This window comes from Ruegeria sp. HKCCD6426 (genome assembly GCF_057221115.1).
This window is the reverse complement of the sequence record NZ_JBWVBF010000001.1, coordinates 346,792-369,601: the sequence shown is the minus strand read 5'-3', so window position 1 is coordinate 369,601 and position 22,810 is coordinate 346,792. Positions and strand designations below refer to the sequence as shown.

General features: G+C 58.5%; 25 protein-coding genes and 2 tRNA genes. 3 read left to right on the top strand and 24 right to left on the bottom strand.

From position 1 onward, the window contains the following. Positions 1 to 336: 336 nt before the first annotated feature. The 16 genes from AC2TDA_RS01830 to AC2TDA_RS01755 form a co-directional block, all read right to left on the bottom strand. Positions 337 to 411: transfer RNA gene (locus AC2TDA_RS01830), tRNA-Phe, on the bottom strand. A gap of 79 nt (positions 412 to 490) precedes the next feature. Next, a complete protein-coding gene (locus AC2TDA_RS01825; RefSeq protein ID WP_480878560.1) occupies positions 491 to 673 on the bottom strand; it encodes a DNA gyrase inhibitor YacG in 183 nt (60 codons plus the stop codon). Further along, a complete protein-coding gene (locus AC2TDA_RS01820; RefSeq protein ID WP_480878559.1) occupies positions 670 to 1,692 on the bottom strand; it encodes a ribonuclease E/G in 1,023 nt (340 codons plus the stop codon). Before AC2TDA_RS01820 ends, AC2TDA_RS01825 begins: the two co-directional genes overlap by 4 nt. Continuing rightward, entirely contained in the window at positions 1,689 to 2,267 is a 579-nt protein-coding gene (locus tag AC2TDA_RS01815) for a Maf family protein (RefSeq protein WP_480878557.1), read from the bottom strand. The genes AC2TDA_RS01820 and AC2TDA_RS01815 overlap by 4 nt, the downstream gene beginning before the upstream one ends. Before the next feature lie 11 nt (positions 2,268 to 2,278). After that, a complete protein-coding gene (infA, locus tag AC2TDA_RS01810; RefSeq protein ID WP_005978431.1) occupies positions 2,279 to 2,497 on the bottom strand; it encodes a translation initiation factor IF-1 in 219 nt (72 codons plus the stop codon). 90 nt (positions 2,498 to 2,587) lie between these two features. Next, on the bottom strand, positions 2,588 to 3,463 hold the full coding sequence (locus tag AC2TDA_RS01805; protein ID WP_480847512.1) for a carbon-nitrogen hydrolase family protein: 876 nt from the start codon (positions 3,461 to 3,463) through the stop codon (positions 2,588 to 2,590). 67 nt (positions 3,464 to 3,530) lie between these two features. Continuing rightward, positions 3,531 to 3,800 (bottom strand): DUF4242 domain-containing protein, encoded by a 270-nt coding sequence (locus AC2TDA_RS01800; protein WP_480878555.1) that lies wholly within the window; start codon positions 3,798 to 3,800, stop codon positions 3,531 to 3,533. A gap of 86 nt (positions 3,801 to 3,886) precedes the next feature. After that, positions 3,887 to 4,480, bottom strand: a complete 594-nt coding sequence (locus tag AC2TDA_RS01795) for a GNAT family N-acetyltransferase (RefSeq protein ID WP_480878553.1) — start codon at positions 4,478 to 4,480, stop codon at positions 3,887 to 3,889. After that, positions 4,473 to 4,871 carry a ketosteroid isomerase-related protein gene (locus AC2TDA_RS01790; RefSeq protein ID WP_480847517.1) on the bottom strand — a complete coding sequence of 133 codons (399 nt, stop codon included), beginning with the start codon at positions 4,869 to 4,871 and terminating at the stop codon, positions 4,473 to 4,475. The genes AC2TDA_RS01795 and AC2TDA_RS01790 overlap by 8 nt, the downstream gene beginning before the upstream one ends. Then, positions 4,868 to 5,326 (bottom strand): arsenate-mycothiol transferase ArsC, encoded by a 459-nt coding sequence (locus AC2TDA_RS01785; RefSeq protein WP_480847519.1) that lies wholly within the window; start codon positions 5,324 to 5,326, stop codon positions 4,868 to 4,870. The genes AC2TDA_RS01790 and AC2TDA_RS01785 overlap by 4 nt, the downstream gene beginning before the upstream one ends. A gap of 3 nt (positions 5,327 to 5,329) precedes the next feature. Then, entirely contained in the window at positions 5,330 to 5,809 is a 480-nt protein-coding gene (locus AC2TDA_RS01780) for a UPF0262 family protein (RefSeq protein ID WP_480847521.1), read from the bottom strand. Positions 5,810 to 5,908: 99 nt separating this feature from the next. Continuing rightward, on the bottom strand, positions 5,909 to 7,210 hold the full coding sequence (hisD, locus tag AC2TDA_RS01775; RefSeq protein WP_480878551.1) for a histidinol dehydrogenase: 1,302 nt from the start codon (positions 7,208 to 7,210) through the stop codon (positions 5,909 to 5,911). A 59-nt stretch (positions 7,211 to 7,269) separates the two neighbouring features. Next, positions 7,270 to 7,791 (bottom strand): GNAT family N-acetyltransferase, encoded by a 522-nt coding sequence (locus AC2TDA_RS01770; protein ID WP_480878549.1) that lies wholly within the window; start codon positions 7,789 to 7,791, stop codon positions 7,270 to 7,272. Next, entirely contained in the window at positions 7,792 to 8,268 is a 477-nt protein-coding gene (locus AC2TDA_RS01765) for a DUF2948 family protein (RefSeq protein ID WP_480878546.1), read from the bottom strand. Then, on the bottom strand, positions 8,265 to 9,533 hold the full coding sequence (gene murA / locus AC2TDA_RS01760) for a UDP-N-acetylglucosamine 1-carboxyvinyltransferase (RefSeq protein ID WP_480847528.1): 1,269 nt from the start codon (positions 9,531 to 9,533) through the stop codon (positions 8,265 to 8,267). Before murA ends, AC2TDA_RS01765 begins: the two co-directional genes overlap by 4 nt. A gap of 6 nt (positions 9,534 to 9,539) precedes the next feature. Then, complete coding sequence (locus AC2TDA_RS01755; RefSeq protein ID WP_480847530.1) at positions 9,540 to 9,695, bottom strand: hypothetical protein; 156 nt, start codon at positions 9,693 to 9,695, stop codon at positions 9,540 to 9,542. 83 nt (positions 9,696 to 9,778) lie between these two features. Here AC2TDA_RS01755 and AC2TDA_RS01750 point away from each other — a divergent pair. Next, a tRNA-Thr gene (locus tag AC2TDA_RS01750) sits at positions 9,779 to 9,853 on the top strand. Positions 9,854 to 10,366: 513 nt separating this feature from the next. On the opposite strand, the gene AC2TDA_RS01745 is transcribed toward AC2TDA_RS01750, so the two are convergent. From AC2TDA_RS01745 to AC2TDA_RS01725, 5 genes are all read right to left on the bottom strand, one after another. Beyond that, positions 10,367 to 10,612: a MoaD/ThiS family protein gene (locus AC2TDA_RS01745; RefSeq protein WP_480847532.1), complete on the bottom strand. Its 246-nt coding sequence runs from the start codon at positions 10,610 to 10,612 to the stop codon at positions 10,367 to 10,369. Then, the gene (locus AC2TDA_RS01740) at positions 10,605 to 12,860 is read right to left on the bottom strand and encodes a xanthine dehydrogenase family protein molybdopterin-binding subunit (protein WP_480878543.1); all 2,256 of its coding nucleotides are present in this window, start codon (positions 12,858 to 12,860) and stop codon (positions 10,605 to 10,607) included. The genes AC2TDA_RS01745 and AC2TDA_RS01740 overlap by 8 nt, the downstream gene beginning before the upstream one ends. After that, on the bottom strand, positions 12,860 to 13,339 hold the full coding sequence (locus tag AC2TDA_RS01735) for a (2Fe-2S)-binding protein (RefSeq protein WP_480847535.1): 480 nt from the start codon (positions 13,337 to 13,339) through the stop codon (positions 12,860 to 12,862). Before AC2TDA_RS01735 ends, AC2TDA_RS01740 begins: the two co-directional genes overlap by 1 nt. Continuing rightward, a complete protein-coding gene (locus AC2TDA_RS01730; RefSeq protein ID WP_480878541.1) occupies positions 13,336 to 14,202 on the bottom strand; it encodes an FAD binding domain-containing protein in 867 nt (288 codons plus the stop codon). The genes AC2TDA_RS01735 and AC2TDA_RS01730 overlap by 4 nt, the downstream gene beginning before the upstream one ends. A gap of 129 nt (positions 14,203 to 14,331) precedes the next feature. Continuing rightward, positions 14,332 to 17,544, bottom strand: coding sequence for a reductive dehalogenase (locus tag AC2TDA_RS01725; RefSeq protein ID WP_480878539.1), 3,213 nt, complete (start codon positions 17,542 to 17,544; stop codon positions 14,332 to 14,334). Positions 17,545 to 17,619: 75 nt separating this feature from the next. Between AC2TDA_RS01725 and AC2TDA_RS01720 the strand changes: the two genes are divergently transcribed. Continuing rightward, the gene (locus tag AC2TDA_RS01720; RefSeq protein ID WP_480878538.1) at positions 17,620 to 18,522 is read left to right on the top strand and encodes a LysR family transcriptional regulator; all 903 of its coding nucleotides are present in this window, start codon (positions 17,620 to 17,622) and stop codon (positions 18,520 to 18,522) included. On the opposite strand, the gene AC2TDA_RS01715 is transcribed toward AC2TDA_RS01720, so the two are convergent. Continuing rightward, complete coding sequence (locus tag AC2TDA_RS01715; RefSeq protein ID WP_480878537.1) at positions 18,513 to 19,364, bottom strand: LysR substrate-binding domain-containing protein; 852 nt, start codon at positions 19,362 to 19,364, stop codon at positions 18,513 to 18,515. The genes AC2TDA_RS01720 and AC2TDA_RS01715 overlap by 10 nt on opposite strands. Before the next feature lie 104 nt (positions 19,365 to 19,468). Here AC2TDA_RS01715 and AC2TDA_RS01710 point away from each other — a divergent pair, with 104 nt between their 5' ends. Then, the gene (locus AC2TDA_RS01710) at positions 19,469 to 20,170 is read left to right on the top strand and encodes an SDR family oxidoreductase (protein WP_480878535.1); all 702 of its coding nucleotides are present in this window, start codon (positions 19,469 to 19,471) and stop codon (positions 20,168 to 20,170) included. 15 nt (positions 20,171 to 20,185) lie between these two features. Here the strand turns inward: AC2TDA_RS01710 and AC2TDA_RS01705 are convergent, their stop codons facing one another. Together AC2TDA_RS01705 and AC2TDA_RS01700 are read right to left on the bottom strand one after the other, a co-directional pair. Continuing rightward, the gene (locus AC2TDA_RS01705) at positions 20,186 to 21,457 is read right to left on the bottom strand and encodes an NAD(P)/FAD-dependent oxidoreductase (protein ID WP_480878533.1); all 1,272 of its coding nucleotides are present in this window, start codon (positions 21,455 to 21,457) and stop codon (positions 20,186 to 20,188) included. A 537-nt stretch (positions 21,458 to 21,994) separates the two neighbouring features. Next, a complete protein-coding gene (locus tag AC2TDA_RS01700) occupies positions 21,995 to 22,759 on the bottom strand; it encodes a nuclear transport factor 2 family protein (RefSeq protein WP_480847550.1) in 765 nt (254 codons plus the stop codon). Positions 22,760 to 22,810 lie beyond the last annotated feature (51 nt).

The window sequence follows — 22,810 nt, the reverse complement described above, 5'->3', positions numbered from 1 at the left end:
TCACAAGGTTGAATTTGCAAATGGGTCGCCGCTCTGGATCCTGCGGACTTGTTGAATGGTCTCGGTTTCTTTGCAGACGTGCTGCGAGAAGAACTCGACTGGATGGGGATTCAATTTGTTCAACCGGAACCGGTTGAGTAGCGTATAGGATACCTTCCACGATCAGGCCAAGTTGCTGACGGCCTGATCGATCTTTCCGGACAAAGCCATCTTCCTTGCAATCGAATAAATGGAAAGTAAGGTGCGAATTCGCAGTCCCGGTACCGTCTCGGGCAATCAACCAACGAGGTGCAACAGCGGCCACACCGTCAACACATTGCTTTTCTTGGAGAAAAGTGGTGCCCGGGGGCGGAATCGAACCACCGACACGAGGATTTTCAATCCACTGCTCTACCCCTGAGCTACCCGGGCACGGGAACGGCGTTTGCCGTTGGGTGGAGGCCTTCTATGACTTGCACACCGCAGTGTCCAGAGGCTTTTTGACATTTTTTCAATGCGGGCGGGACGGTTTGAAATCTTCCTGTTCCAACTTGGGTTCAACGTCGTCTTCACGCTGCGACGGCACGGCGTAGGAGCCGTTCAACCACTTGGCCAGATCGATATCCGCGCACCGTTTCGAGCAGAATGGACGAAAGACGCGCTGTGTCTCTTCACCACAGATCGGACAACTCATATCAACACCTCCGCCAAGGGGATACGGCCGCGTTTGCGCTGCAGCTCAAAATGGCCCAACGGGGTCCAACCGGCCAAAATTGTCTCTTCGGAATCGGATTTGAATGCCGACCGCAATGCGGACTCAAAGCCTCGGCGGTCTTTCTTGGGCATTGGCGCCAGATCCAGTGTAATCTGGCCGCCCAGTCCGCGCACGCGTAGCGCTCGGGGTAGCATCTTGGCGCACGCGAAGTTCGCCTTGGTCCCTGCGGCAAGCGAACCGTCACTGCCGGTGTTCACGTCGACGGCAACAAGCGCACGGGTCGGCTGGATGTACAAGTGCCCACCACCAGGCAGTGGTTCGGCAATGCCCCTAACGGTCTCCAGTGCATCCAGAATACCGTGGGTTTCAAAACTGCCAGCCTCAGTCGCCAACTCTGCCGGGTCAGTCCAGTCGCGCCAGGCCAGAATATGCGGCCCGTCGCCGTCACTTAACGTTTCGGGCTCGGTACCGGGATCATCCATGACCTGTTCGGCCTGAGCACGCATGGCGGCGATGTCTTCGGCGATCTCATCCTTATCGGCGCCTTGGCAGCAGGATCTGAGAATAAGGCCATAAGGACTTCCTTCCATCTGCTCATGTGCGATTTCCAACAGGCGATCGCGTGTGTCGTCGTCGCGGATGCTGCGGGAGATATTCAGGCCGGGCGCATCCGGGGTCACGATGGCATAGCGGCTTTTGAACAGGATGCGATTGGTCACCGGGATCGCCTTGCCGGGTTCCGAGTAACCGGTCACCTGCACCAGCAACAGCGCGCCCGGAGCCAAACCTTTGACCTGCCGCAGAAATGCTGGCCCGTCAGGCGTGGTCAGGAACATACCGCCCTGCCCTTTCATGGGTCGATCCGCACGGGCGCGATAGATAGTGCCTGGTGGCGGAGCGTCGGTTGCGATCAAAAAGTCCTCGAGGACACCATCAACCATCAGAGCCGCAGCCTCACGGTCTTGAATGTGGTCCAGAACGACGGTGCGACCCTTCATGATGCCTCACGATACAATGGATAGCCGATCCCTTGCAGCAGGGCGGCAGTTTCGGACAGGGGCAGACCGACAATGCCGGTGAAAGACCCAGAAATCCAGGGAATGAAGGCGCCTGCCGGGCCTTGGATGGCATAAGCGCCAGCCTTGCCCTGCCAGTCGCCGGTGGCGAGGTAAGCGTTGATCTCGGTGTCCGACAAACGTTTGATCTTGACCTGAGAAACCACGTCGCGCTGCAGAACCCTGTCGCCACGCCGAACCGCGACCGAAGTGATCACCCGGTGACGGCGCCCCGACAGAGCGTGCAGATATTCCGCCGCCTGACCGGTATCTGCGGGTTTGCCCAGAATGCGACGACCCAGTGCCACGGTTGTATCCGCACACAAAGTGATGTCGTCGCCATCTGATTGAACCGCATGTACTTTCGCACGTGTGATACGGTTGCAATAGGGAGCCGGCAGCTCCCCTTTCAATGGCGTCTCATCAATGTCGGGTGCGCGAATTGCGTCAGGCTGCACGCCAAGCTGCGCCAACAGGTCCAGCCGTCTCGGGCTGCCTGATCCCAGAATAAACACCATTGGGTTGCGCGTTACTTGAAGCGGTAGTTGATCCGACCCTTGGTCAGATCATAGGGGGTCATTTCGACCTGAACTTTGTCGCCAGCCAGAACACGGATGCGGTTCTTGCGCATCTTGCCTGCCGTATGTGCGATGATCTCATGGCCGTTTTCCAGCTCGACCCGAAACGTCGCATTAGGCAGGAGTTCCTTCACGACACCGGGAAATTCGAGCGTATCTTCCTTGGCCATGTTGTCTCCATCATTACGTTGCACTGCAGAATCTGCAGGGATGTGCGCTTAAATGAGCCCATTTTGGCCCTATTTCAAGGGCAGAATCACCTAAAGACAGCACATTGTGACCGAATTGACTCTGGCATCCTGTTCGGCCCAGTGCGTACGGTTCAGTACATGACCGTCCGCGCGGACATTGGCGATGGCGGCAGGATCGACCTCAGCATAGGTCCAGCCGGACTGGTTCAGCGCCCCTTCGGCCAACACACCCGTCTGGGGAAAACCAATATCCGGTGGGCCAAAAATACCGCCGGTTCCGGTGTTCTTATCCACCGCTTCGGACCACTCGTTGTCGCCAACCAGTGAGGCCATGACCGTAACGCATTGATTTTCCAGTGCGCGTGACATCGCGCCTATCCGAACCCGCCAATATCCCGACAGCGCTTCGGTACAGGAAGGGACAAGGATCAAATCAGCCTCGCTGAGCGCGCGACCCAACAAGGGGAACTCGCTGTCATAGCAAATCAGGACGCCGATCTTTCCAAGCGACGTGTCGAATAGTTTGAGCGGGCCGCCGGGGGCAATTTCCCACGACTCGCGTTCGAAACGGGTCATGATCTGCTTGTCCTGATGGTCATGCGCACCGTCAGGCGCATAAAGAGCCGCGCGGTTTACCGGGCGACCCGGTCCGGCCACCACAGGTGCGGAAGCGCCCAGAATGTGCGTTTTATATTCTTGCGCGAGACGGACATGCGCATTTTGCACATCCTCCATCCGGTCGGAAACCGCGCGGATCGAGCGCTCCAGATCACCAGCCACCGCGGGTCCGTCAAGGGTCGACAATTCCATCGCGCCATATTCGGGAAAGACCAGAAGATCCGCCCCCTGCCCGGCCGCGTCAGAAACCCACCGGGCCAGCTTGTCTTCGTACTGAGCCCAGCTTTCAAGCCAGTCCAATGGATAGGCGGCGGTTGCGATTTTCATTCTGCGGTCCCCATGTGCACAATCTGCGGGACCTTAGCCATGTGCACACAGGCATGTACAGCACCGTTTAACGTGCCGTGGTCGGATCAATGATCGTGGTGATTTCGGTAATTGTGTTGGCTGGAAACCCGCTGAGCTCCGCGTGTTTGTGAATCGCATCCTCGTTTTCCGCCAGATAAATGCAGAAGGTCTTGTCGCCGGCCACATAGGAATGCTGCCACTGAACACCAGGGACTTTTTCAAGCGCTTCATTCGACTTGGCCGAAGCTCCGCTGAGCTCGTCGCCAGACATCCCACCCACACCGGGCAGGTCACGTTCGATAACATATCTCTTCATCGTGCTATCCCCCTCGGAAAGCACCACCATATCATAATTTCCGATTTTGATCGCCTGCCATCCGAGGACGTCAGCAAATCAGGGTACTAAATGTCCCGGATCCAGAACTGCAATGGCTTCGGCGTTTCCTCGCCTTCGCCCAAGTCCTTCCACGAAAACTGTGCGACGACACCCTGTAGCGGTTCATATCCCCGCGCGCGCCAGAAGGCGTCGAGCGGTCTGTAGTTCTCTGGTCTCATTGGGTGGTCCGCCGAGCGCTGCACGCCACAAAAGGCACATTTCGAGAACCCAAGACGGCGGGCGTGCGCTTCGCGCAGGTCAAAGAACTTGTGACCCACACCCTGCCCGCGATACCCGGGCAACAGCACGGATTCCGCGCAATAGAAGATGTCACCAAGGTTCAGGCCAGAGCCTTCGAACGCGGCCGCAAAATCGTCGGCGTGATCCGTCAGCGGCGCACCGGTCGAAGCCCCGACCAGCCGGTCACCATCAAAGGCACCAACCACAATCGCCCGGTCACTGTCGCGATAGGATTGCAGGTACTTGCGCTCGTATTCGAGGTCACCGTCGTACAGATAAGGCCACGCATGAAACACCTCGATCCGCAGGCGCGCCACATCATCCAGAGCGCCCTCCAAAGCTGCTCCAGTCAGGGCGCGGATATCGGTTACCCTAGCCATTCGAGACCTGTTTGGTCCAATCTGCGAGGTTGTAGAAAGTGGTGACGCGAGTGATCTTGCCATCCCTCAGGTCAAAGAACGAGCCGGCAGGAAGGCGATAGGTCTGACCATGGGCCTCGGGCAGGCCTTCATCGGTTTCCAGGTAGGTGCCATTTACGATGAACTCTGCCGCCGCGCGGGTACCACCCTGGGCCTCGAATACTACAATGTCGGTTAGGTTTTCCTTGTAGCATCGGTTCATATGGGCGCAGAACGCAGCGAATTTTTCCTTGCCGACGCGAACGTGGCCTTCGTTCACATGGTGCGCCACATCATCGGACAGGCATGCCAACATGCCGTCTACATCGCCGGCATTGAAGGCATCGAAATAGGTTTTGACGGTCGGGTTCATGGGTTCTCCGTTGGCTCGCCCCAGCTGTCTTTCAGATGCTTGATGATCTGATCGCGGGTCTGTCGATAGTGATGTAGCTTTTCTTCCCGCGTTTCGCCCAGACCGGAAGGGTCCATTATTGGCCAATAATCGACATCGAGGTGGAAAAACCGGGTCAGCTCCAACGCCTTTCGTTGGCTGGCCGGAGATAGCGCCACGATCAGATCGAACGAACTGAGGTCATCGCCCCACTGTTCCATCTCATCGAACGAGCGCGACCGGTGGCGCGAAAGTTCCACGTCAATTTCCTGGCAGACGGCGATGCAGAATCCGTCAATTTCGAGATCGTTGCGCACACCAGCAGACTGAACATAAGTGCCGGTGCCGTAGAATTTCTTCATGATACCTTCGGCCATGGGCGAACGGACTGAGTTGTGGTCACAACAAAACAGGACCGACTGCGGCAGCGGCTTCACCCGTCACCCCCCAAAATGCAGCACGCAGATCAGCGTGAACAGACGGCGGGCGGTGTCGGTGTCAATCTCGGCCTTGCCTTCCAGCCGTTCCTGTAAAACGCGACTGCCTTCGTTATGGATTCCACGTCGGGCCATATCGATGGTCTCTATCTGGCTGGGCGGCAAGGTCTTGACCGCATTGAAATAACTTTCGCAGATCTGGAAATAATCTTTGACCACCTGCCGGAAGGGGCCAAGCGACAGATGAAACTCGGCCGCCTTTTCACTGGCCTCGGTCTCAATGCCGAAAACCAGTCTTTTGTCCCTGATCGACAGCTGCACATGATACGGACCCTCAGGTACGACCCGATCGTCGCGCTGCGGCAAGGCAAACGAGTTGTCTTCGAGCAGATCGAAAATCGCCACCTTGCGCTCCTGCTCGATTTCCGGGGTCGGAGGCGGCAGGTTGCGGTCATCCAGTTCGATATGCGAAATGCGTGTCATCTAAGCGGTCACAATCCTTCTCGTCAGCGAAGACCTATAACAACGCATTTGGTTGAGCAACGCTCAGAAACGCCAAATGCCGTACACCTTCGCGTCAAATCAACCGTTCAACCGCTTCAAACGCGCCGTAACCGACAACCCATGCGCCTCGAGGCCTTCGGATTGCGCCAGTTGCTCAGCTGCGGGACCGATCGCTCGCAAAGCTTGCGGCGTCATCTGGCTGAGCGTGGTGCGTTTGAGAAAGTCCATCACACTGAGGCCCGAGGAGAACCGGGCTGATCGGGCTGTAGGCAAAACGTGGTTCGGCCCGCCAACGTAGTCGCCGATGGCTTCGGGTGTGTATTGGCCCAGAAAAATCGCGCCAGCGTGGATGGTTTTGGCGCTAAGCGCCACAGGGTCAGCGACGCAGAGCTCCAGATGCTCGGGGGCGATCCGGTTGGACAGGGTCGCAGCCTCGTCCAGGTCACGCACCGTGATCACGGCGCCGAAGTCGCGCCAGCTGACCCCGGCAATCGCCCGGCGCTGCAGGGTTTCGAGCCGCTTGTCCACTGCCTGCGCCACCGCCTGGCCGAAATCAGCGTCATCAGTGATCAGAAGGGACTGCGCGCTTTCGTCATGTTCCGCCTGGCTCAGCAAGTCCAGTGCGATCCAGTCGGGGTCGTTGTGCTTGTCGGCGATCACCAGAATTTCCGAAGGACCAGCAATCATGTCGATACCGACCTTGCCGAACACCCGCCGCTTGGCCGCCGCGACGAAAGCGTTGCCCGGGCCGGTGATCTTGTCGACGGGCGCGATGGTTTCCGTTCCATAGGCCAGCGCGGCAACCGCCTGAGCGCCGCCGATCCGGTAGATCTCATCCACTCCGGACAGCTGTGCCGCCAGCAGGACCAACGGATTCACCTGATCATCCGGCGTTGGCACCACTATGGCCAGCCTTTCAACGCCAGCGACCTTGGCCGGGATTGCATTCATCAGAACCGAGGACGGGTAGGACGCCAGCCCTCCGGGCACATAGAGACCCGCAGCCGAAACCGCCGACCAACGCCATCCGAGGGTCGCACCGGCCTCATCAGTCCATTCGTAATCCGAGGGCATCTGTTTTTCGTGATAAGTACGAATACGGTCAGCCGCCAGTTCCAGCGCCGCGCGGTCCTGTGGTGAGACCTGAGCCACGGCCTCTGCAATCTCTGTGGAGCTGAAGGCCATTGTCTCGGGCGTCAGATCCAGCCGGTCAAATTTCGCGGTCAGTTCGATAACAGCCGCATCGCCGCGACTCCTCACGTCCTCGATGATCTGCGCAACAACGGCATCCACGTCCGGACTGTCCTCGCGTTTGGCAGATAGCAGCGTCTTAAAGGCGAATTCGAAATCTGCAGACGTTGAGTCGAGAAAAACAGGCATGGTCAGAAACTCCGGACAGGTGAGAGGGTCTTATCGTCGGGATCGGGTGCTCTCAACCCTCAGACCGGGGGGTGCAGCGATTTGCGCATCGGGAATTGCGAAATCCCGTTCCATTCGCCGGGTGGACCGGACGCATGCCACCCCCGCGCGGCATAGAATTCACGTGCCGTTCGCGTAGCATCCAATTGCGCCTCGGTGCACCCAACCGCGCTAAGTTCGCATTCGAGCCGGCTCAACAACTGCGAGCCGACCCCAAATCCTGTGTGATCAGGATCGACATACATCAGGGTTATCTTTCCGGTTTCGATCAAGCCGCCAACGGCGACAACCTGCCCCAAGGTTTCTACCACCCAAATCGGCGAGCCGGACACGATCCAACCCCGGATGGTCGCTGCGTCCTTGTTTGCCGTCCACAGCGCCACGTTTTGCGGATCATTCCCATGGTCCGCTTCGCATAGCTGTGTGATCGAGCGGATCAACACCCGGCTAAGGGCAAACACATCGAAAACCGTTGCCCGACGCAAGGTCGTTGCCTCTGGCGGACGGGAGAACGCCTGCGCTATGCCGCGCTTGTTGTTCATTCAGTCCGGATGATGCGGCGCATGGCCCGAAGGGGCGCGATATGGGCGGGTGACATCCTTGAGGGTGGCATCTATGGCTTCGACATTCAGGCGGATCGCGCCATCACCGGCCAGAGTCAGCAGAACCTGACCGGCGCCATCTTCGCCCGCCTCAAAATCGACCGACAACAGAGACAGAACCATATCTTTGTCGCTGCGGTCGATGCCCTGACTGGCCACAGACAAAACGGAATCAAAGACCAGTACGGATTGCACCCGTTCAAATGGCCGATTGCGCCGGGTTGCGGCGTCTTTGTCTTCCCAACGGAACCGGTTAAGCAACAAAGCAAACCGACCCTCGGACGGGCGCCAGGTCATCTCGGTCACCGGAAAAATGGCATCCTGCGTCAGGGTCGCGATGACCTGAAGATCATCACCGTCTTCTGCACCGAGGTTTAGCGGAGCCTCGCGCCCGTCCTTGAAACTTGCGTCTGTCATTGGCCCTTGATCCGTTCAATCTTTGCGCCCACGCCTTCCAGCTTGCGCACTACATGTTCATAACCGCGATCCAGATGATAGACCCGGCTGACGGTTGTTTCGCCCTCGGCCGCCAGTCCGGCCAGAATCAACGACACCGAAGCGCGCAAATCCGTCGCCATCACCGGCGCACCTTTGAGTTTTTCGACTCCGGTGACAGTGGCGGTGCCTCCGTGAACTTCGATGTTCGCGCCCATGCGGACCAGTTCAGGAGCATGCATAAATCGGTTTTCAAAAATACGTTCTTCCAGAACCGAAGTCCCCTCGGCGGTGCACATCAACGCCATCATCTGCGCTTGCAAGTCGGTTGGAAATCCCGGGAAGGGTTCCGTCACCACGTCCACTGACGTGACCCGCCCGTTCTTGCGAGCCACTTTCAGTCCCTTGGAGGTCTCTTCGACATTCACCCCCGCGGCATCGAGTTTTTCAGCGAAGGATTCGACCAGCCGCATGCGACCGCCCAGCAACTCGACCTCACCACCACAGATCGCCGGAGCCAGCATGTAGGTGCCCAACTCGATCCGATCAGTGACAACCTGATGCGTCGCACCGTGCAAGCGGTCGACGCCCTGAATTTCGATGATCGAGGTGCCCTCGCCCGAAATCTGTGCGCCCATCTTGCGCAGGCACTCAACCAGATCAACAATTTCAGGCTCGCGCGCGGCGTTTTTCAGAACCGTAGTCCCCTTGGCCAATGTTGCAGCCATGACGATGTTTTCAGTTGCACCCACCGAGGCAAAGCGCATCTCGTGCACCGCGCCTTTCAGCCCACCCGGGGCCTTGGCATGAAGGTAGCCGTCTTTCAGTTCGATCTCGGCGCCCAACGCTTCAAGGCCTTCGACGTGCAGGTCCATCGGCCGTGCACCAATGGCACAGCCACCGGGCAGCGAGACCACGGCCTGTCCCAACCGCGCCAGCATCGGACCGAGCACCAGATTGGACGCCCGCATCTTGCGCACGATATCGTACTCTGCCGTGTGGCTCGTCAGGTCATGGCTGGACATCGCTATCACTTGCCCGTCCTGCAACTGCGAGACCTCTGCCCCCAGCGACTGCAGCAATTGGGTCATGGTCTTGATGTCGCTCAGCCGCGGAGCATTAGTCAGCGTCAGCGGTTCATCGCTCAGTAAGGTAGCGGGCATCAGCGTCAGACACGCGTTCTTGGCCCCCGCAATCGGAATCTGGCCGTTCAGCGGCCCATTTCCCGTCACCAGAATCGAATCCATCTGCTCTTAATCCTCGTCCTTGACGGTCTTGTCTCCAGATGCCGTCCGCGCCTTGGCCTGCGCCTTGCGCCGCGCCATATTCGCTTTGAGCGCGGCCTTGAGCCGTTCTTCGCGCGCATCTCCGGATTTGCCGTGTTTTTTTGGTGAATTTCTGTCTGCCATTATCTTTCTCTACAGGAGACGCAAAAAACCGTCCAGACACCCTTGCGCCGCGTTTCGTTTGAGTCTAATCACCCGCCCACAGCGCTGCTGTAGCTCAGAGGTAGAGCACTCCCTTGGTAAGGGAGAGGTCGAGAGTTCAATTCTCTCCAGCAGCACCATCCCCCTTTGGTATATCGATTGCAAACGGCTGGTGATTGGCCGATCTCGCCCGAGAGTAATCAGGGTTTATTGGTCTCAGACGAAAGCCGCGCTCTTTTCTGCCATGGCGATCCTGATATTCGGCGGTTCTATTGGCGCAGTCGGGCAATCCTATCCGGCCGGGGCGTCGGACGGATTTGATAGAATTCCTGCGAGCCGTGCCGGGCATAGGGTGAGCCTGCATACTCCGACTACAATCAGCCGGCATATTGGAACCATGCAGCGCCTGCTGCCCAGTCCGGTTCAGACGCATGTGCCGCGTGGGCAACTGGCGAGCAACCATGGTCGATCGATATGGCGAAATTACAAGTAAAAGGGGTATAATCTCACGAAGCCCCGACACTCCCTCAAATATCGGCATTAGGGGCGATTCGGGTCGAAGTATCGCGTCCACAAACCTGCCCGGACATTCAAGTTCCGCAGGGGCTTTCACATCAAGAACAAAGGGTTACGCAGGCAGCACTGATCCCAGATCAGCCACCTCGCAGCCTTTGCATCAGATAGACTTCTGCGCCTTCCGGGATCGGCTCAGCCAATCCCGTGGCGATGATCCGCCCGTCAATTGCAACCGACACGCCGGCATCGATTGGTCCCTGCAATTGCGGATGGGTGCGCACCAGTTCTCGCAACAGCTCACCGGTAGTGGCGGCCTCAACTTCGACCACCTGCTGGCCCCCGGTCAAAGACCGGAGGCCGGACCAAAGGTGAACCTCAACCATTGTCCTTGAGCGCCGCGAGGATGCGAGGTGGCGACATCGGCAGTTCCCGCATCCGAACGCCAGCCGCATGCGAGACCGCGTTTGCGATGGCGGCCAGCGGCGGTACGATGCCGGTTTCGCCAACACCCCGCACACCGAAGGGGTGGCCCGGGTTTGGAACCTCGACGATCACCGTATCGATCATCGGCAAGTCCGAGGCCACCGGGATGCGGTAGTCGAGGAAGATCGAGTTCTGCAGGCGACCATCATCGCCATAGATATATTCCTCGTTCAGCGCCCAGCCGATACCTTGCGCAGCACCGCCCTGATACTGGCCTTCCACATAGGTCGGGTGGATCGCCTTGCCGGCATCCTGAATGACCGTGTAGCGGGTGACGCTGGTTTTGCCGGTTTCCGGATCAACCTCAGCATCGACGATGTGCGTACCAAATGACACGCCCGCCCCTTCGGGTGTTGCCTCAAAATGGCCCGAAATCGGGCCGCCGGTCGCGCCCATATGGGCGGTGATGTCGGCCAGTGGGCGCGGGTCGAAGTCACCGGCATTGGGGCCTGAGGGCACAGCGCAGCCGTTTTCCCATTTGACCGCTTCCACCGGGATACCCCAGCTTGCCGCCGCGCGCTCGCACAGTTTTTCAACCGCGTGCTTGGCTGCCTTGATGGTAGCCAGACCGCTGGCATAGGTCACACGGCTTCCATGGGACACGTCGTTGTAGCCCAGCGATGCGGTGTCGGCGACAGTCACACGGATGTTTTCATAGGGAATACCCAGAACTTCCGCCGCCATCAGCGCCATCGAAGCGCGCGAGCCGCCGATATCCGGCGTACCCACCATGACCTGGGCCGAGCCATCCTCGGACAAAGCCAGCGAGACGCTGGTTTCGCCGCCGTGGTTGAACCAGAAGCCGCAGGAAATCCCGCGCCCCTGCCCCGGCTTCAAAGGCGCCGAATAATGCGGATGTGCCTTGGCGGCCTCAAGCGTTTCCACCAGCCCGATGCGTTCGTAGGTTGGGCCATAGCTTGCCCGGGTGCCTTCGTGGGCGGCATTTTTCAGACGCACATCGATTGGATCGAGACCCAGCTTTTTGCACAGTTCGTCCAGCACGGATTCTACTGCAAACGCGCCCATCGGCGCACCCGGCGCACGGTAAGCCGCCTGTTTCGGGCGGTTGGCCATCACGTCATAGCCCACCTGCCGCACATTGGTCAGATTGTAGGGCGCAAAGGCACACATCGCGGTCATGTCGCCCGGCGCGCCGGGAAATGCTCCGCCCTGTAGGCGGAAAATGCCTTGGGCAGCCGAAATGGTACCGTCTTTCTTCATCCCGATCTTGATGTCCATCGACGCCGACGAGGTCGGACCTGTGGCCCGGAACACCTCGGACCGCGTCATCACCAGCTTGACAGGGCGGTTGGCCTTGCGGCTCAGCGCCAATGCCACCGGCTCGATGAACACGGTGGTCTTGCCGCCGAATCCGCCGCCGATCTCAGACGCGGTGACCCGCAGGTTCGAGGTTTCAATGCCCAGAACCGCGGCACAGGTTTTCTGTACGATCCAATGCCCCTGTGTGCAGCACCACAGCTCGCCCTTACCGTCATTGCCCAGCATCGCCAGACAGGCGTGGGGTTCAATATACCCCTGATGGGTTGCCTCGGTGACAAAGCTGTCTTCGATGACCAGATCGGCCTCGGCAAAACCGGCCTCGACATCGCCGTGACCGCTTTCGTGATAGCGCACGACGTTCGGGTGCATGCCTTCGGGAACCGAATAATCTGCAGCACCTTCGCGAATAACCGGTGCGTCAGGAGCCATCGCCTTGTCGACGTCGGTGACGTGAGGCAGGACTTCGTACTCTACCTCAATCAGTTTCAGCGCGTCGCGCGCCGCCAGTGCCGAGGTCGCGGCCACGGCAGCGATCGCATGTCCGTCATAGAGCGCCTTTTCGCCCGCCATGACGTTTTCCAGCACGTTCCAGAATTCACCTTCCAGACCGGGCTTGAACGGCACATCGGCGAAATCAGCACGGGTGACCACGGCTTTGACGTCCTTGTGCGCCTCGGCCTTGGAGGCGTCAATTTTAACGATCCGCGCGTGGGCGTGCGGCGAGCGCAGGATCGCACCATGCAACATGCCGGGCGCATAGGCGTCCGCGCCGAACTTGGCGCGTCCTGTGACTTTGTCCAACCCGTCCGGGCGGTCTGGACGCGTACCAACAAAACTGAATACGGATTTACGATCGTCGAGTGCCATTACGAAGCCTCCCGCAATTCGGCGGCCGTGTCCATCACGGCGCGAATGATCTTGTCATAGCCAGTACAACGACACAGGTTGCCCGCCAGCCAATAGCGCGCCTCTTCCTCGGTCGGATCAGGGTTTTTCTCCAACAGAGATTTGGCGGCCACAAGAATGCCGGGCGTGCAGACACCGCATTGCAGGGCGGCATACTCGATGAATTTCTTCTGCAACGGGTGCAGAACATCGCCGTCAGCGATACCTTCGACGGTTTCGATCTGTTTACCTTCGGCCTCAACACCCAGCATCAGGCAGGAACAGACCAAACGGCCGTCGACGCTGACTGAACAGGCACCGCAGTCGCCAGTTCCGCAGCCCTCTTTAGCACCGGTCAGGTTCAGCTTGTCACGCAGGCAATCCAGAAGGGTTTCTCGCGCGTCGCACAGATATTCGACAGCGTCGCCGTTTACGGTAGTGGATACGTGGAACTTGCTCATGCTTGTTCTCCCTTCGCACGGGCATAGGCGATTTTGGCAACCCGCTTGGCCAGAACGCCCGAAACTTCGGTGCGGAATGCGATTGTGCCGCGCTTGTCATCGATCGGGTTGCACGCGGCAGAAGCAGCGGCGGCCAATGCGTCCAGCGCGGCATCATCCAACGTGGTCCCGATGATGGCTTTCGCACAATCTTCGACCAGCAAGACAGTTGGCGCGACGGCCCCCAGGGACACACGGGCTTCGGTAATCGTGTCTCCGTCCAGACGCAGATTCACGCCAACGCCGACCACAGCGATGTCCATTTCCGTGCGGGGAATGAACCGCTGATAGGCGTCACCGCCATTTTCACCGCGCGCCGGGATGTTCACCGCAGCAATAACCTCGCCCTTGACCAGTGAGGTCTTACCAGGGCCGGTTGGAATATCCTCGACAGCGACTTCGCGAGTTCCTTCAGGACCCGTGACCGTCACCGTCACGCCTGCAGCGACCATGGCCGGTACGGAATCGGCAGCCGGAGAACCATTGCACAGGTTACCGGTCGGCGTCGCGCGACCCTGCACCTGAGTCGAACCGATCAGATCCATCGCTTCGACCACGCCGGGCCAGTCGCGACCAAGCTCGGAATGCTCACTCATTTCCGCTCCTGTCGCCGCCACGCCCAGCGTCCAGCTACTGTCAGCATTGCGAGTGATGTCGCGTACACCGTTGATTTTCTTTATGTCGATCAGCGTATCGGGCGTTACCAGATCCGAGCGCAGCTGCACCAGAACGTCGGTACCGCCGGCCAGAAACCGGGTGACGCCCGTCGCGTTTGCAGCCAGAACCGAGGCTTCGGCGAAACTGGCGGGGCTGTGATAGTCCATGAATTTACCTCGTACCTGTGGATCAGGATTCACTGGGATTCGCGGGGGACGTTAGTGCAGCAACCCCAGCGCGTCCATGGCCGGAACGACCAAAAATTCATGATTCAGAAGGTTGTTTCCAAACGCAGGTCAAAGGTCGATCTCCACAACCCCTTCCGGCTGGGCCGCCCGGCTTTGACACAGGATGATCGTCGCTTCGCGTTGTTTGTTGGAAAGAACAAAGTCGCGATGCTCTATATCGCCTGAAATCACACCACATTTGCAGACGCCGCAAATCCCGTCGGAGCACTTTACATCTACGTGAATCCCGGCCTCAATCAGAACCTGTGCTGCGTCTTTTTCGACCGGAACCGTCAGCTCACGCCCCGACTGTGCCAGCCGCAGGGTGAAGGGATGGTTTTCGTATTCCGGCTGCTCGGGAACCGAGAAGTATTCTAGATGCCGGGCCTCGTCCGGGAATCCCTGCCGTTCGGCGGCCCGTATGACACCATCCATGTAGCGATCCGGACCGCAGGTATAGACATGCCAGCCATCCTGATAGCCAGATAAAACGGCATTCAGATCAGCGCGGGTTCCTTCATCCGAGAAATGATAGTGTACTCGATCGGCCCAGGGCATCGACGCCAGATCATTCAGATACCCAGCCCCTGCCCGCGTGCTGGCCGAGTAGTGCAGCTCGAACTCCTTGCCCAGCGCATGCAAACGATGGGCAAATGCAATCATTGGCGTGACGCCGATGCCGCCGCCCATCAGAAAGGTTTTGGTCGCCTTTTCATCCAGCTCAAAGTGGTTGATGGGTTTCGAAATGAAGACCTTGCGCCCCTCATTGAAAATGCGGTGCAACAAAGCGGACCCACCGCGCCCTTCGTCCTCGCGCAAAACGCCGATCTGATAAGTCGCCCGGTCCGCAGGATCACCGGACATGGAGTACTGCCGCAGGAATTCAGGCGCGACTAGAACGTCCAGATGCGCCCCGGCGGTCCAGTCAGGTAAAGGCGCGCCATCAAGGGCAGAGAATTCATACTTGGTCACGTCCGCTGTCATCTTGTCGACCTTGGTCAGCTCGACACGCATTACCGGGGCGTCGCCTGCAATCTGATAGCGATGCACAACCGACATATCCCCGGCAGCCTTTCGGGCCTTGTACTCATCTGCCGTGACCATCGCCTCATAGGCGGCAATCCCGGCCTCGCGGTCCATTGCAAAGGGGTAAGGCCAGGGATGCGGCGCCAGATAAGCCGGGTAAACGGCCAGGGTCTGATCTTCGTATTTCAGATCGAGATCTTTTTGCAGGTCGCGCCGGTTCAGCGGATGGTTCGTAGGGCGGTACGCGCCGTCCGCCTGCAACTCGATATCCCACCACCATTTCTTGGTGTCGTTCAGGCCGCCATTGCCCACCGCATCATCCAGTTTGGCCAAGGTGGGGGCCGTTTGCGGGAACTTCATCGCAGCCCAGCGGAACGGGCGTTCTTTGAATATCCCTTCGAGGTTCCACGGACAGGTTTTCATACACCGGCCGCACATGGCCCCGCCGGGTGTTGTCACCCGGTATGTGGCACATTTCTGGCTGTCGGATTTCCAGATTTCATAGCCGTTGAACATGAGTTTCGGCCCGGCCGTGATCGCTCCGGACGGGCATTCCCGCGCGCATTTGTTGCAGCTTTCGCAGAAGGTCTGCAGGCCGAAATCTATGGGCTTATCGTGGTTCATCGGCATGTCGGTGGTCACAACACCGGATTTCAGTCGCGGACCCAGATATGGGTTCAGAATAACCTCACCAATCCGACTGACCTCACCCAGCCCTGACAACAGCAGCAGCGGAGGTTGCAGCACTTCGCCATCCATTACCGTGTGCGCCTTGGCCTTGTATCCGAGGTTGCGTATCTGCTGGGCGATTACGCCGCCCAGCAACGAAAACCTCAAATAGGCGCGCATGGATTGAGCGACGCTGATCCAGTCGTCACCGCTGGCGCCCTCCATCGTCTCATAGCCCTGATCGATGATCATGCTGATGGCCTGATCGTGGGGTGGAGTGATCTCTTCTCCGGTGGCGTCGTGGGAATACCAGCTCCATTCCGGACAACGGCTAAGACCCACGGCATCGACGCCCAGGAAATAGGTCGCCGCCTTGATATTCGCCGCATTGCGTTCGGCGTCAGTGGGTTTGGTAACTTCGACGCTATCGCCATCCTGCAACAGAACAAACGCACCAAGCGCGCGCCGCTGTGCGAAACTGGGCGCTGATTTACGGACATAGTATCCGCCCTTGGCTGCGTCCTGCAGCGATTTGCCCATATCCCCGAACTGCGCGCGGGCGAACATGTCTGCCCGCTTGGGCACGCGGGCAACGTTTTCTTCGTCGATGTAAGTGGTGGGGGCGTCGACCCGTTTCAGTTTCTCGAACGGATGCGCGCCGTCCATATACCTGCGTTTGGCATAGGGGTCGCGGTTCAGGGCGTTCTTTGCAAAACCCGTTCCCAACCACCACGCCGGACCTTGCGTGCGAAACCATGGCTGTTGCGCCATTGGCAGCAGGGGCTGATCATGCGCCATGTCCATCTCGGTTGTGACAGCAGCCAGACCAAAGCGTTTGCCCAGCCAGGGAGCTATGACATCTCCGCCTTCGACTGTCGCCAGGCCACAGGCAACGGCCAGCTTCCCAAGATCAACCTCGGACGACATTGCCGTGTGGGCCCGTGCGTCAAACCCAAGCAGGCGAATATAATTTGCGATGACGACCGCATTTTCGGTGGCCAACAGACAAGCGCGATGGTCCTGCGCGTCAACGATCCACTCCGCTCCAGGCTCACCAGAATCCGGATCACGATTGAATTCGTACAAGAAAACAATGGCATGCCGATGACTGTCGATCGAACCGGGCGTGGCCTCCATGCTTTCCTTCAGGTCGGCCATGATGACGTCGATCCCTGAAGCCAGTGTTTTGGTCTGTCGGGTTTTCAGGGCGTGAGCCAGCCGTTCGATATCTGGGTTACGCCGAGGTTCAGACAGCAGAGCTTCTGACGGCAGTGGCCCGCATCCCATCATTGAGGCATCGTTGAAATACCCGAACGCTTTCAAATGGTTGGACCGGACCTTCGGATCAGACGGAATGACCGCCGAAGCGGAGTTTACAAAGCCATCGCGGATTGCGTCCATCATCGCCTGAAACTCACCCATCGCGTTGACGATGCTCTCAGGCTGTTCGGTTCGATGAAAGCTCAACTCGGGCATTGCTGCCACTGCGGACAAATCCGGCATTTCACCCTGCCGCGCCAAGCGCTCCAGCGGGTACTGGCCCATGTGAACGGGCCTGTTCTTGTCCGAGAAAAAGCGGAATCCCATCGTGCGCCTCCTGTTCTTGTCCGTCCACTAACCTGTCGTAGACAACAAAACCATTCATGAATAATCATAGATAGTATGAAGAAAACTGATTTCACTGAACTGGACGGCAAAGTCCTGCGAGTCTTTCTGACAATACTCGAGGAAAGCTCGGTCTCGAAGGCCGCCGACCATCTTGGTGTCACGCAGTCGGCGATCAGTCACACCTTGAGCAAGCTTCGGCAAGTTCTGGGTGATCCCCTGTTCGTCCGGTCCGGTCAGGGCCTGACCCCGACCGAACGGGCGTTATCCCTGAAAGAGCCCGTGCAAACGGTTCTGGATGCAATGCGTGCTTTGACTGAAGAACGTCCATTTGATCCGCTGTCGGAAGAGATCGATATCCAGATCGCCACCAACGACATGCCGCGAGAACTGATCTTTCCCGACCTTTTGCGGACCGCACGGGCCGAAGGTGTTCGGCTGAGGTTGGAATTCATCCCCTCAGGTGTGCCGGATCCGGATCTGTTGCGCAGCGACCGATGCCAGTTGATGGTAACGCCACTGCCACCGGACGGACCGGACATATTCCAGAAGCGGCTGTTTACCAGCCCGTTGATGGTCTTCTACGACGCCGCCCATCGCGACCCACCGGATAGCTGGCAGGCCTATTGCCAGGCCGACCATGTCGAAGTGCGATTTTCGGATGGCCGCAACGCACGCGCAGTCATGCGTGGGGTAGATCAAAGTCAAATCCGCCCGCCAACCGTGACCTTGCCGCATTTCAACGCGATTCCTTCATTCGTGAAAGGCAGCGACCTGATTTCGACTGACACAGCCCTGATGAAAGAAGGCCCATTGGCCACGCTGGACTGCGCAGACCTCCCTTTTCAGTGCCCCTCCGTAGCGATTTACATGGTTTGGCACCAAAGATCTGCCAACGACCCGGCCCATCGCTGGCTTCGAAATCGGATCGAAGCGATTGCCGCGACCCTTCAGACCTGAGACAGTAGCCAGTCGCGCATTTTTGCCACCAAGTCGGGCTGCCGGGGCCGTTTGGGGATCACAACATAAAAACCCAAATCCTCGACCAGCACTTCAGACAGAGGCTGCACCAGCTTTCCCGAAGCAAGTTCCGCGGAAACCAACGGCGCATTGGCCAATGCAAACCCCTGGCCCGATATCGCGGCATCAATCGCCAAAGCTGTCTGGCTGAAGCTCATCATACGAGGACGCCCTTCGACACCGGCACGGTCCAGAAACAGCGGCCATAGCCCATGCGAGTCGCTCAGCAGCATATGCTGGATCAAATCGGCGGGCTTTGTAACCTGCGCCGCCAAATCCGGGTTCGCGACGACAAGAAACTCGTTGGAAAACAGCGGGACCGCGTTCATTTCACCCGCTATCGGTACCCGGCTTTGGCGAACAGCGATATCAACGCCGTCCGTTTCAAAATCCGCCAACCGTTCGCGCGCGTCGATCTGCACCAGAATATCAGGGTGCAGCCGGACAAATTCTTTGAGGCGAGGCACCAACCATTTCGAAGCAAAGCTTGGGGTAACCGAAATGGTTATATTTCGCTGACCCGACAGGTCATCCACGGCCTCTTCGATCAGGCGAAATGCCCGGCGCAACGGCGCTTGAAACCGGCGCCCGGCCTCGGTCAGCCTCAGGCCGCGCGGCATGCGTTCGAACAATGGCGTGCCAAGGCGGGCCTCAAGCCCGCGCACTTGCTGCGCCACAGCTCCTTGCGTAACGCCCAGTTCTTCTGCGGCCAGCCGAAAGTTAAGATGCCGGGCCGAAGCCTCGAAAGCACGCAATGCGTTGAGCGGAGGAAGAGCTGCCATTTTCCAAACCAATAGTTTTTCTACAGCATACGGTCAGAAGAACTGATTGGTCAAACCGCCCAACACACGCCATTTTCAAGACTGACAACTATTGGAGAATACAGATGACCAAAGTAGCTTTGATCACGGCTGGCGGTAGTGGCATGGGGGCGGACGCGGCGCGACGTCTTGCGGCAGATGGGTTCAAGGTCGGCATCCTGTCCTCGTCCGGCAAAGGCGAGGCACTGGCAAAAGAGTTGGGTGGCGTCGGCGTCACCGGATCGAACCAGTCAAATGAGGATTTGCAAAAGCTGGTCGACGCGGCCATAGCCCATTGGGGACGCATTGACGTTCTGGTGAACTCGGCAGGGCACGGCCCGCGCGCGCAGGTTCTGGAACTGACCGACGAAGACTGGCACACTGGCATGGATGTCTATTTCATGAATGCCGTGCGCCCCACGCGTATCGTGGCTCCGATCATGCAGGCTCAGGGCGGCGGGTCGATCATCAACATCTCAACCTTTGCCGCGTTTGAGCCGGACCCTGTATTCCCGACTTCGGGGGTTTTCCGTGCAGGGCTTGCAGCCTTTACCAAGCTGTTTTCGGACCATTACGCCGCTGACAACATTCGTATGAACAACGTCCTGCCCGGCTTTATTGACAGCCTGCCGGAAAAGGAAGAATTCCGCTCCCGCATCCCCATGGGCCGCTATGGCCGCAGCTACGAGGAAATCGCTTCGGTCGTCGCGCTACTCGCCTCTGAAGGGGGTGGATACATCACGGGTCAGAACATTCGCGTGGATGGAGGGATCACGCGGTCGGTCTGACAACAGGCCCCGCCCCTAGAATCGCGCCTTTATCAAATGCGTTGCCGCCGCGCCTGCTTCGAAAAAGGCGCGACGCACACCTGTCCAAGATTCTCGATACTGCGAAACGGCGGGCACCGGTAGGTACGACGGGTCCCCGTTCAGCAAGCTTTCCGCCATCATTCGACCGAACACGGTGCCAGGCCCAATCCCCCGGCCCGAAAACCCGTGTACGGACAGCGCATTGGGACCAATCTCGGCAATCTTGGGAAGATGATCCGAAGTCATCGCGATTCTGCCATGCCAGCCCTCGATCAAAGGCTGGTCGGTCAATTGAGGGTAGAGCTCTGCCATCTTGCGCCGAACCCAGCCTGAGTGCACAGCCTGACCAATCTGCCCCAAGTCTCCCATGCCCCCGATGATGAACCGCCCATCCTGATCCATTCGGAACGACGTCATGATTAGCCCCGTATCCCAGCACCCTTCCCCGCCGGGTAGAATACTTGCGCGCAAATTGTTTGACAGCGGAGCAGTTGCGTATTGGAAATAGTAGACCGGCACATAGGCGGGGGCGGATTGCGCGAGGTCTTGATGGTACGCATTGGTAGCCTGAAGGACCGCCCTTGCCCGCACCGCCCCTTGGGGCGTCTTCAGCACCCAATCCCCATCCTGACGCTGCAATGACTGCACTGGGGTGTTCTGGAAAACTTTGGCCCCGGCCAAGGTCGCGGCCCTTGCCAAACCCTTTGCGTAAGCCAAAGGCTGAATCGTTCCAGCGCGCGGATCAAAAAGCGCCCCGTGAAACCTGGCACTGCCCGTTTTGGATTGCGCCTCATCTGCTGAGACAAGCACAACGGGCGCACCCGAGGCGGTCTGCTGAGCCCACCGTGATTGCAGGTCGCGGAAACCTGCCGCGGAATGTGCGCAGTGCAGCGTTCCATTGTGAACCGGCTCGCACTCGATGCCGTGAGTGTCGATCAAGTGAAACACATCGTTGGGCGCGGTGGACAGTAATTCTATCAGACGGTCGCCGCTCTCAAGCCCCAGAGAAGACCGTATCTGATCCGGTGGCATCCAAAGGCCGGCATTCACCAGCCCGACGTTGCGCCCCGATCCGCCGTGCCCGATCTCTTGTGCCTCGAGCAAACAGACCGACGCGCCTGCCTGAGCCGCAGTCAGCGCAGCAGTACATCCCGTGTAGCCGCCACCAATAACCGCGAGATCTACCGCCAGATCACTGGAGAGCGCCATTGCATCGACGTGTTCGGCGCAGGTTTTTCGCCACAGGGATTGGTCGTGATCGCTCAATTTGAACCTCGTGCATCTGGGCGGATCATCGGCGCAGACGGATCCAGTGACAAGCGTCCATTGGACCTTATACCCAAAACAATTGTCTCACTGTGTTGAACCTCATTTGCAAGGCTGGGGAAATTGGACTTTCGGACACTCTTTGATCTGGCTGGGTAGATTCGCCAGTGATATTCGCTGCAAAGGTATGAGGTCTGTTCATATGACCGCGCCACTGCTGCATCTCGACACCCATCCTGACGCGTAGGGGCGATGGTTCGATACCCAGGGCACTCCAGCGGAATGCTGTTCGATCACTTTTCGACCATGGTCCAGGCGACAATCCATGGGTTGGGCTTTTTTTTCGTCCGGATTATCTGGTTACAGATGATCTGTACACGAAGCGTCTGGTGCTGGCTTGGGACGGGCCACGCGTAAGCCTCGGCGCCTATCACTTTGTCAGGCCGGCGGAACGGGCCGCGTCCGAGCCACTTAGTTCGTTCCACTTATGGCTGCAGGAACAAATAGGATCGGAAGATTCGCATCAGGCAACCGCATTCAGAACTTGCCGTTTTCATTCCGCCATTCGCTGCGCGGTGCGATTGTCTCGAGCGTATCCCAGTGCTCAACGATCTTGCCGCTCGCAACGCGAAACAGATCATAAAAGGCGCTGTGATTGCCGTCGAACATGCCTTCGCACACAGTCAGGACAAAATCTCCTTCGGCTAGCACACGGTGAACGCGCTGATAGTCGACAATCTTGACGCCATTGCGCATCGCCGACAGGGATTGGCGCAACTCTGCCAGGTCGTCGGTAAGCCGCGGATTGTGCTCGGCAAAAACGCTGGCGTCGATGTCGGATTCAATCCGGTCAATATCGCCCGCAATCAAAACAGCTTCGACAAAGGCGCGCACGAAAGCACGATTCTTTTCGGTCAGGTCCGGGTCACTAACCTCTGTAATTCCGTCCACCATGCTGTGCCCGGATCTGTTCGGGCCCTGCCGTTTCTGGATATTGTCCCAGTGTTCGACCGCTTTCCCATCTTCGAAGCGGAACACCTCAAACCCGATATTGCGGCGTGAAAAATCGTACTCCGTATGGGCGAATACGTAAGCTCCGTCCTCGAATGCCCTCACAACATTTACGCGCGGCGACGTTTCGGACAAGCGCTTGAACAAGGCGGCCAGACCTTCGCTGCCTTCGTGGGTCTGAGGGTTATGCTGAATGTACTTGGCTTCGTTCACCACAGAGACAGGGCCGGGGTTACCGGTCTCGATGCTTTTGAGCAGGGCTCGGATTCGGTCCTTGTTAGTTTCTGTCATGTTGGGCCATTTCAGTACGATTTCGAAGCCCGGTCAGAATGCCATCCAACC